Genomic DNA, 8,275 nt, shown 5'->3' with positions numbered 1-8,275 from the left:
GGCATTAAAGCGACGAAGGACAGCCTTAATCCTCGCTACCAACTCCCGAGGGCTGAAAGGTTTAGCCACGTAGTCATCAGCTCCCAGTTCCAACCCCAGCACCTTATCAAATTCTTCCCCTCGGGCGGTGAGCATAATTATAGGAACATAAGAAGTTTTCCTTATTTCCCGGCACACTTCCCATCCATCTTTTTTGGGAAGCATGAGGTCTAAAAGAACGAGATCAGGGGAAATCCTGGACATCTTTTTCAGTGCTTCCTCTCCATCGGAAGCCAATTCTACCTGAAATCCCTCCTTCTCAAGATACAAGCGGAGGAGCTCTCTCACACTTTCTTCATCTTCCACTACTAGGATAATAGCCATACTCTATCCACCTTTAAATATAAGAAATTTAATAATGCTCGCCGACTATTTTCTCTCAAAACTCCTTTAACTGATTTTCCCAGGTTCTCTCCTCCTGGTATTCTTATGGCCAGGAACCGTGTTGTGCGTTATAGTAGCCCCGAAGTTACTTCGGGGCTACTATAATTATCCTACCTGATGTTTGCCGGAAAGCCCATACCTGGAAAGCCCGTGTCTCTCTGAAAGGTAAAGCCTTTTCCTCTTCTTTGGGGATATTGCTTAGCCAATTGAGAAGTCTGTTCGGGAGTCAGAATAGAAAGCACTTCCTGAAACATAGCATTTCTGCTTTCCTGTATCTTTTGTTCCAAGGAGTTAATTTCTTCTATCTTAGTCCGTATCTCACTGGCTACTTCTTCAGAAGGAGTTTCAAAACTCAATTTCCAGAGACTAATTCGCGCTTCCTCCATCTGGTCTTGCAAATCCCGGATGTTCGGACGATATTTTTCCCAGACCTCCAGGATTTTGATTTTCTGTTCCTGACTCAGGTTAAGAGAATAGTTAATATTCTGGTGCAGCCTATCCTGTCTCATTTCCCTATCTCTTTCCTCACGGGGAGGGGAGCTTCTTTCCTGAGCAAAAATGGGGAAAGCTATACTTAAAACAAGCACGCTCACCAAAGCTACAAATAACCAGGTTTTTCTCATGTGTTTAACCTCCTTTTTAGCTTTTGAGAACATTTTAAGGGGTCTTTTTGGCTTTTTAGTGAGCGATTTGTTACCAATTTATGAAAGTTTGTAACGACTTCTCTTTTTCACTTCTTTCTAACGCTAATTGAATTAGCTCATCTATGAGCTGAGGGTAAGGGATGCCACTTGCTTCCCATAGCTTGGAATACATACTGATGGAAGTAAACCCGGGAATGGTGTTGAGTTCGTTTACAATAATTTCTTCTCCCCGGAGGAAAAAGTCCACTCTGGCCATTCCCTCACAAGAGAGAGCCTGAAAAGCCTGAATGGCCAGGCATTGTATTTTCTCTGCTATATTTTCTGGAAGAGGAGCAGGAATCTGAAGAAGAGCTCCTTCCGGGTCAATGTATTTTGCCTCGTAGGAGTAAAATTCATGGCGAGGAATGATTTCTCCAGGGTAAGAAGCACGAGGTTTTTCGTTTCCCAGAACGGCACATTCAATTTCTCGCCCCTCGACATATTCCTCAATTAAGATTTTACCATCGTAGCGAAAAGCTTCCTCTAAAACAGAGAAAAACTCCTCCTCTTTTTTAACTTTGCTTATACCCACAGATGAGCCAAGAGTGGCCGGTTTTACAAAAAAAGGCAATCCTAATTGGCTAACCATTTCGGGGAATTTGATTTCCTCTTTTTCCTCACGAGCAAAAGATAAAAATTTAGCGGCAGGAATTCCGGCTTCTTTCAGCAATCTTTTACTTACCTCTTTATCCATAGCAATAGCTGAACCCAGCACTCCCGCCCCCACGAAAGGAACTTCTGCTATTTTCAGCAATCCCTGGATGGCACCATCTTCACCAAACGGTCCATGAAGAACAGGGAAAACAACATCTACCGGCTGCAACCTTTCTCCAGTAGAGAGATTAACCAGTTGTCCTGCGCCTCCGGGAATAAAAATCACCTCATCCCCTCGAGAGGTAAGATGAGGCAGAAGAGAGCCTTCCATTTCTTCTTCAAAATCAGCTAAAGCTTTAAGGTGCCAGCGACCGTCTTTATCAATACCTATAAGGACAATATCATATTTCTCTCTATCCATAGCTTCTATAACGTTTTTTGCTGATTGGAGAGAAATCTCGTGCTCTACCGATTTTCCACCACAGATGACAGCCACTCTTAATTTTCTTTTCATAGCACCAACCCCGATAAATTATTTCTGGAAGGAATTTAGCACAAAATCCATCCTTCTACAAGAGAGATTCAAAAAGCACAACTACAAATAAGTGGGATACTCTGTCATCCCGATATTACCACACAATTGATGTTATGAGCTTGCTTTGCCTCTGAGAGATTGCCCAGATAGCTTGTGGTATAAGACTAAGAGAGCACAAAAGATGAAAAAATTTGGAATAACAACGCTGAAGTAATAACATTCCAGCACTTAGAGAGAAGAAACATCTCTCGAACTATAGGACACAAATCCTCCTATGACTTCCGGGAGAGAAAAATCTGAAAACATAGAAAAACAAAACTGCTGAAGGAGTAAAAGCATCTCCCTCAGCGTGCGATTAATACCCCAAGAACACAGTGAAGAGGTGGAGTATTAAAAAGAAGAACATGCCAGGAATTTCACGAGATACTATAAAATTAGGAAAAAGATGAAATCTTTTCTTACCTGAAGAAAATTGACGAGACTATACCTGTTTTTGAGCCTCCTCAATAAAAGCCAGCATGTTGGGAAGAGGAACATCCCCTTCCACATCGTGAGCGGGGCCAAAGATATATCCTCCTGGACGTCCCATATCTATAAGGCGCCTTGTTTCCCGCACTACATCTTGAGGGGTGCCGTAGGGAAGAGTTCGCTGAGTGGAAAGCCCACCATGAAAACTCAAGCGATCCCGGTATTGTTCTATCAATTGAAAAATATCCATAACTTCCGGTTGAAAAGGATTGAAGCAGTCCACCCCTATTTCTATCAAATCATCGAACAGTTCATCTACATCTCCGCAAGAATGAATAAATACATATTTCCCCTCCTGTTTCGCACTTCCATACATTCGGCGTAACTCCGGATAGATAAACTCCTTCCATATTTTCGGCCCCATCTGCAAACCTCGCTGCTGTCCCCAATCATCGCCAAAATATACGGCATCTATATCGTACTTCATAGCCTCTTTTACTTGAGCAATATTATAGTCGGCTATAGTGTGTAACAGCTCGTGCACAAAATCAGGGTGGTCATAGAAATCCATCATAAGTTGCTCCATACCTCTTAAGGTCCAAGCTCTCTCATATAGCGAAAAACCGATCTGGAATACCCGAAACCTATCGGGATAGCGCTGAATTTTCTCGGGGATATCCTGAAAAAAACGGTGGTCTAAAGGGTTGGGAAACCGATATCCCTGTAGGCTGGGTTTAGATAACACTGGTTTCTGGACATTGCCGATATCCTTATCTATGCTCCGGTCCCAGACTACTCCAAAAACATCTTGCACTAAGTTTGGCCCCACCTCTTCGAAAAAACCGATATCGCTTCCCAACTTCAAAAGATGATTGCCAACAAAATCTTCCAGTTCCTCCCTGGAATTGATTTGGTGACCGGAATTATTATAATGAGCAATAAGTTTGTCCGCCGCTTCTTTGGTAAAACCAAAAGACCAGGGAACATAAGGCGGTTGTTTGTGGTCAAGTACAATTTTTATTACCTGGCGCTTGGTCATAACGCACTCCCCCTTCCAATACCGGACTCCTCACCTCTATTAAACTCGAACCTGATATATAATAACCTCTGACGTTCGATTATTCAAACCTCTTCTAAAGTTAGGAACCCACCAATAGCATTACCCTCCCACTCAACTGGTTATTAATTTCAGTATCCTCCAAAACCTCTTAAACCACTCAAACTTTAAAAGCAAGTTATATTTTGCTAAAAAAATCGGGATCAAATGATAATAAGTATTCTAAAATATTCTAATTCTTCTCGACGAAGGCTAAAAGTAGTGGGCTTAATATCATCGGAGAAATACTCAAGGACGGAAGCTCTTAAATCTTTTTCTGAACGTAAAGTACGAGGAAAGCGCTTAAAGAACATTGAAACGTGGAGCTTATAATCGTGGATGTTGCGGGGAGCTCTTCTTGCAGCCTTCTTTTCAAACAGAAATAGCTCCAAAAAATTATTATAATCTTCTCGAGGAAATTTTACTGTTTCTCCCATGAGAAATGAGGTAGTCCATCGACTATAAAAGAGCTTTTTAGAAAGAGAAACAGAAGAGACGCGCTTCTGGTGCGAGAGGCGGGAGTTGAACCCGCACGGGGTTTCACCCACTGGATCCTAAGTCCAGCGCGTCTTCCATTCCGCCACTCTCGCAACACTGAAATTTTAAGACAATTTATATTTTCTGACAACCCCTGGTAACTTGGCTCTATAGAGAGCAAAACTTTAAGAAATTTCTTGAGCTAAAAGTTCAGCAATTTGCACCGCGTTTAGCGCTGCTCCCTTTCTCAGTTGATCTCCCACCACCCAGAGACTTAAACCCGAAGGAGAGGAAATATCTTCCCTTATTCTTCCCACTAAACATTCATCTTTTCCTACCGCCATTAAAGGAGTAGGATAAAGAAGGTGTTCTGGATCATCTACTACCTTCACTCCCGGAAAAGAAGATAAAAGCTCTATAGCTTTGCCTCTGGTTATTTTTCTTTCCGTTTCTATATTAATAGCCACCGAATGGGCACGAAATACTGGAACCCGAACACAAGTAGCGCTGATTAAGAGGTTTTCCTCCTCCAGTATTTTTTGGCTCTCCCAGACCATTTTCATTTCTTCTTTAGTGTAGTAATTGTCCAGAAAGGTATCGATATGGGGTATCACATTAAAAGCAATTTGCTGGGGGAAAACACGAGGCACTATTTCTTCCTGATTCACATAAGCTCTGACTTGCTCTTCTAACTCCGCCATGGCTTCCGCTCCTGCGCCTGAGGTAGCCTGGTAACTGGCAGCTATTATCCTTTTGATTTTCCCATAGTCGTGCAAAGGCTTCAAGGGCATAAGAGAAATGGTAGTGGTACAGTTGGGGTTGGCAATGATATTTCTTCGGCTGTAATCTTTAATCCGATGAGGATTAATCTCCGGAATGATTAAGGGAATATCGGGGTCTTGCCGGAAAGCTGAGGAATTATCTATCACCACACAACCACTCTGTGCCGCCAGAGGGGCAAATTCTCGGCTTACGGAAGCACCGGCGCTAAAAAGAGCGATATCTACTCCCTGAAAGCTATTTTCACTTAAGGCTTCCACTGTCCACTCCTTACCCCGGAAAAGCACTTTCTTCCCTTGAGAGCGGGAAGAAGCCAGAGGCCGGAGCTCTGAAACTGGAAAGTTTCTCTCCTCTAAAACTTTGAGCATCTCCTGCCCCACTGCCCCAGTCACTCCTGCTACCGCCACCTTAAACTTCTTCATTGAGCCTCACCTCCTGCATAATGAACTCTTCATGCAAAACTTTTACTGCTTCTTCCATCAAATCCCGGGGGATGAGACAAGAAATCCGAGAATTAGAAGTACTGATCATATCTATATTTATCCCTGCCCGAGCCAAAGCGTTAAACATCCGATAAGCAATATTAGGGCTGCTGGCTATCCCTGCTCCTACTAAAGATACCCGGCTCATTGTTTCATCAAACTTCATTCCCTGAAAAGACAATTCTTTCTCCAGGCAAGCGATGGCCTTTCTCACTTTTTCTTCATCTTCCCGAGAAGCTACAAAAGCCAAGTCTTTGTAGTCTTCCCTTCCTTCACTCTGAATAATCATATCAATGAAAACTGAAAAATCGGACAAAGCTTTAAAAATCTGTGCTGCTACTCCCGGTTGATTAGGTACTCCTAATAACACTATTTTTAACATATCCCCGCTGTGAGTAATTGCCTTTACTCTCACTTCTTCCATACTATTTATTTCTTCCACCCAGGTTCCCTCCCTTTCTGAAAAAGTAGAACGAACGTGCACCCTCACTCCATAGGCTTGAGAAAAGTCCACCGCTCGGGGTTGCAAAACTTTAGCCCCCAAAGTAGCCATCTCTGACATTTCTTCATAAGAGAGGCGGGCAATTTTTTTAGCCTGAGGAACAAGATGAGGATCAGCAGTAAACACCCCTTGGACGTCAGTATAAATCTCACAGAAATCAGCGCTCAGTGCTGCAGCAAGAGCGCAGGCAGTAACATCGCTCCCTCCTCTTCCCAGGGTAGTGATATCTCCTTGAGGGGTTCTACCCTGAAAACCAGCTACTATCACCACCTGGTGTTTGAGAAGCAAATCTTTTATCCTCCGGGTATCTATATGGAAAATTTTAGCTTTGGTATAGGTATCAGTGGTAATGATTCCTGCTTGCCCTCCGGTCAAAGAAACAGAGCTCACCCCTAAAGAAGAAAGAGCAATGGATAAAAGAGATATGGAAACTTGCTCTCCGGTAGAAAGTAACATATCCAGCTCTCTTTCCGGGGGAAAAGGGTTTAAGCTTTTAGCCAGGGAAATAAGCTGATCAGTGGTTTTTCCCATAGCAGAAACCACTACTACCAATTCATGCCCTTCATCCCTGCACTTTTTTACCCGGGAAGCTACCAGCCTGATTTTATCCAGATCGGCTAAAGAAGAGCCCCCGTATTTTTGCACTATGAGGCTCATAGCTTTCTCACCCTTGCTCCATCTTCTACCGCTTCTACTTTTTTTATTTCTACGCTTACTCCCCGGGATTGAAAAATTTTTCCCAGATCCTCTTCTTCTTCCTCTCTCAAAGGTCGAGATAAAAAAAGAATTAAAGCAGGTCCTGAGCCACTAATAGCCACATTCCCCAGATTTCTTTTCTGGATATATTCTTTAACCTCGCTAAACCCTTTAATTTTAGCCCCCCGATAGGGCTGATGAATCTCATCTTCTAAAGATAAAAAGAACCCTTCTTTATCTCCGGTAAAAATACTTCCTAAAAGATAAGCAAGAGATGATAGAGTAAAAACTACTTTGTCCCGGGGATAAGAAGAAGGAAGAACTTTTCTCATTTCCTCGGTAGATAGAGTATAATCAGGGATGCAAACTACCATCTCCACTTCTCGTAAAAAGGGAAGTTGATGATAAAAAATTCTTCCTTCTCGGAGAAGAGCTATGGTGAACCCTCCCAAAAAAGCAGGTAAAACATTGTCAGAGTGTCCTTCTATTTGCGAAGCTACTTCTATCATCTGGGATAAATTCAACACCCTCCCCATTACCTCATTGGCAGATATCACTCCCGCTACAATACAGGCGGCACTGCTTCCCAGACCCCGGGAAATGGGTATCTCATTAAAAGCCTTTACTCTCATCCCCTGTCCGGGAAAACTCGCCTTCTCCCAGGTTTTTCTGACTGCATGAAAGAAAAGGTTATCTTCTTCCTTTATTTTTCCCTCTCCCTCTCCCTGATGGTACAAATGGAACCCTTCTCCCCCGCTACTTACCTCTACCCGATAAAAAAGGTTAAGAGCCAGACCTAAAACGTCAAACCCACAAGCCAAATTGGCTGAGGTAGCTGGAACACACACTTCAAACATGTTCTCTCTCCAATCCCAAAATTTCTACCACTTCTTCTGCGGATGCTCCTACTTCTTCAATTCTTCCCTCACCTTGTTTTATGGCAATGTCGGGGTCTTTGAGCCCGTGTCCGGTTAAAACGCAAACTATGGTTTCCCTGCCGGTAAAAAAACCCTCTTCAGATTTTTTCAACACTCCGGCAAAAGAAGCTGCAGAAGCTGGCTCTACAAATATCCCCTCTTCTTCAGCCAGCATCCTTTGCGCCTGTAAAATTTCTTCATCACTCACTGCTTCAATCAAGCCCCCCGACTCATCCCGAGCAGCGATAGCTCCCTTCCAGCTGGCAGGGTTTCCAATCCGGATAGCAGTAGCCACCGTTTGAGGATTAGAAACAGGCTTTCCGGAAACTAAAGGAGCCGCTCCTTCGGCTTGAAAGCCTAACATTCGGGGAAGAGAGGTAATTTTCCCCTTCTCTTTTAGCTCTTTAAACCCTTTCCAGTAAGCAGTGATGTTTCCCGCGTTACCCACGGGTAGCGCAAGATAGTCAGGACTTTCCCCCAGCCACTCTACCACTTCAAACGCCGCAGTTTTTTGCCCCTCAATACGATAAGGATTAAGGGAGTTAACCAGAGCCACCGGATAGTGAGAAGTTATATATCTCACTATAGAAAGAGCATCGTCAAAGTTTCCTTGCACTGCCAG

At 43.4% G+C, this 8,275-nt stretch carries 9 protein-coding genes and 1 tRNA gene; all 10 read right to left on the bottom strand.

The features are described from left to right. Positions 1-363 (bottom strand): response regulator (locus GXZ17_RS09900; RefSeq protein ID WP_409377123.1); only part of this gene is annotated, 363 nt, incomplete at its 3' end. Between the two features lie 170 nt (positions 364-533). Beyond that, entirely contained in the window at positions 534-1,046 is a 513-nt protein-coding gene (locus GXZ17_RS09895) for a Spy/CpxP family protein refolding chaperone (RefSeq protein WP_409377122.1), read from the bottom strand. Between the two features lie 70 nt (positions 1,047-1,116). Next, on the bottom strand, positions 1,117-2,214 hold the full coding sequence (ddlA, locus tag GXZ17_RS09890; protein ID WP_409377121.1) for a D-alanine--D-alanine ligase: 1,098 nt from the start codon (positions 2,212-2,214) through the stop codon (positions 1,117-1,119). Between the two features lie 502 nt (positions 2,215-2,716). Then, complete coding sequence (locus GXZ17_RS09885) at positions 2,717-3,742, bottom strand: uroporphyrinogen decarboxylase family protein (RefSeq protein WP_409377120.1); 1,026 nt, start codon at positions 3,740-3,742, stop codon at positions 2,717-2,719. 221 nt (positions 3,743-3,963) lie between these two features. Then, on the bottom strand, positions 3,964-4,236 hold the full coding sequence (locus tag GXZ17_RS09880; RefSeq protein WP_409377119.1) for a hypothetical protein: 273 nt from the start codon (positions 4,234-4,236) through the stop codon (positions 3,964-3,966). Positions 4,237-4,303: 67 nt separating this feature from the next. Next, positions 4,304-4,389 (bottom strand) — tRNA-Leu (locus tag GXZ17_RS09875). Between the two features lie 72 nt (positions 4,390-4,461). Then, positions 4,462-5,478 (bottom strand): aspartate-semialdehyde dehydrogenase, encoded by a 1,017-nt coding sequence (locus GXZ17_RS09870; RefSeq protein WP_409377118.1) that lies wholly within the window; start codon positions 5,476-5,478, stop codon positions 4,462-4,464. After that, positions 5,465-6,697 (bottom strand): aspartate kinase, encoded by a 1,233-nt coding sequence (locus GXZ17_RS09865; RefSeq protein WP_409377117.1) that lies wholly within the window; start codon positions 6,695-6,697, stop codon positions 5,465-5,467. Before GXZ17_RS09865 ends, GXZ17_RS09870 begins: the two co-directional genes overlap by 14 nt. Continuing rightward, positions 6,694-7,593, bottom strand: coding sequence for a homoserine kinase (gene thrB / locus GXZ17_RS09860; RefSeq protein WP_409377116.1), 900 nt, complete (start codon positions 7,591-7,593; stop codon positions 6,694-6,696). Before thrB ends, GXZ17_RS09865 begins: the two co-directional genes overlap by 4 nt. Then, on the bottom strand, positions 7,586-8,275 hold a 690-nt coding region (gene thrC / locus GXZ17_RS09855; protein ID WP_409377115.1), incomplete at its 5' end, for a threonine synthase. The genes thrC and thrB, both read right to left, overlap by 8 nt.

Origin of the sequence: Candidatus Sordicultor fermentans, from assembly GCF_012728195.1 — a bacterium.
GTDB lineage: Bacteria > Atribacterota > Atribacteria > Atribacterales > Caldatribacteriaceae > Sordicultor > Sordicultor fermentans.
This window is presented reverse-complemented; position numbering and strand designations above follow the sequence as displayed.

Coding starts and splice junctions, on each gene's coding strand:
- GXZ17_RS09895 (WP_409377122.1), bottom strand. CDS start 1,046: ATGAGAAAAACCTGGTTATTTGTAGCTTTGGTGAGCGTGCTTGTTTTA.
- ddlA (WP_409377121.1), bottom strand. CDS start 2,214: ATGAAAAGAAAATTAAGAGTGGCTGTCATCTGTGGTGGAAAATCGGTA.
- GXZ17_RS09885 (WP_409377120.1), bottom strand. CDS start 3,742: ATGACCAAGCGCCAGGTAATAAAAATTGTACTTGACCACAAACAACCG.
- GXZ17_RS09880 (WP_409377119.1), bottom strand. CDS start 4,236: ATGGGAGAAACAGTAAAATTTCCTCGAGAAGATTATAATAATTTTTTG.
- GXZ17_RS09870 (WP_409377118.1), bottom strand. CDS start 5,478: ATGAAGAAGTTTAAGGTGGCGGTAGCAGGAGTGACTGGGGCAGTGGGG.
- GXZ17_RS09865 (WP_409377117.1), bottom strand. CDS start 6,697: ATGAGCCTCATAGTGCAAAAATACGGGGGCTCTTCTTTAGCCGATCTG.
- thrB (WP_409377116.1), bottom strand. CDS start 7,593: ATGTTTGAAGTGTGTGTTCCAGCTACCTCAGCCAATTTGGCTTGTGGG.